This window comes from Gordonia sp. NPDC062954, from assembly GCF_044543825.1.
Classification (GTDB): Bacteria; Actinomycetota; Actinomycetes; order Mycobacteriales; family Mycobacteriaceae; genus Gordonia; species Gordonia tangerina.
In genome coordinates this window covers 1-1,207 of the sequence record NZ_JBITWL010000077.1, presented here as the reverse complement: position 1 = coordinate 1,207, position 1,207 = coordinate 1, and the positions used below count along the sequence as shown (strand labels likewise).

Below are 1,207 nucleotides of genomic sequence, written 5' to 3'. Positions count from 1 at the left end.
GTGAGGTGGGCCCTTCGTAGTGGTCCAGTTGTTGTGCGACTCTGTTGCCCGAGTGTTTGGGCAGGAAGAATCGACGACGACATGGCAGGTAGCAAGCGCCGGCGGCATACGCCGGATCAGATCATCCGCAAGCTGGCCGAGGGCAACAAGCTCCTCGGGACCGGGCAGGAGTTGGCTGAGGTGTGCCGGCATCTGGAGGTCACAGAGTCGACCTGGCATCGCTGGGTGGCCCAGTACGGGGGCATGAAGGCCAATGACGTCAAACGCCTCAAAGAACTCGAAGCTGAGAACGCTCGGCTCAAGAAGTTGGTCGCCAACCAGGCCCTCGATATCGACATGCTCAAGGAGGTTTCGTCGGGAAACTTCTGACCCCGAACCGCAAGCGCAGCGCCGTGACGATGCTGCGTGAGCGGTTCGGGGTATCTGAGCGGCGAGCATGTGCTGTGGTGGGCATCCACCGCTCCACGATGCGACTGCACCCAGCGCCGATCACCGCGGAGGAAGCCGAGCTGCGGTCCTGGCTACGTGGGTTTTCCACCGACCGGCCCCGCTGGGGCTGGCGACGCGCCGCGATCGCCGCGCGCAAAGCGGGCTTCACGGTCAACAACAAACGCATCCGCCGCCTGTGGCGCGAGGAGGGGCTGCGAGTTCCCCAGCGCCGCAGGAAGAAACGGCTCACCGGAATCGGGACCGCGGTTGGGGCGATGTGCCCAATCCGGCCGAACGTGATCTGGGCGATGGACTTCCAATTCGACACCACCGCCGACGGCCGAACCATCAAAATGCTCAACGTGATCGACGAGTTCACCCGCGAAGCCCTGGCGATCCACGTCGACCGCGTCATCAACGCCGATGGCGTGGTTGACGTTCTCGACCGCCTGGCCCTGATACATGGTCCACCGTGCTACGTGCGGTTCGACAACGGACCGGAATTCGTCGCTCACGCCGTCAACGACTGGTGCCGATTCAACGGCACCGGATCACTATTCATCGACCCCGGCTCCCCGTGGCAGAACGCCTGGATCGAATCGTTCAACGGCCGCCTGCGCGACGAGCTGCTCAACTCCTGGCGCTTTGACTCCCTGCGCGAAGCCCGGGTCATCATCGAAGACTGGAGGATCGACTACAACGCCAACCGACCCCATTCGGCCCACCACGGACTCACCCCCGCCGAGTTCGCCCTACAGTGGACCACGACCCACCAACC

Annotated in this window: 1 protein-coding gene; it reads left to right on the top strand. The window is 63.8% G+C overall.

The genetic code is table 11. The annotated features are described in order from the left end of the window. Positions 1-81: 81 nt before the first annotated feature. A protein-coding gene (locus ACIGKQ_RS25350; RefSeq protein WP_396575185.1) for an IS3 family transposase occupies positions 82-1,207 on the top strand; the annotation gives its coding sequence in 2 pieces (ribosomal slippage) (positions 82-352 and positions 352-1,207; 1,127 coding nt annotated over the 2 pieces). This gene is flagged as partial in the annotation.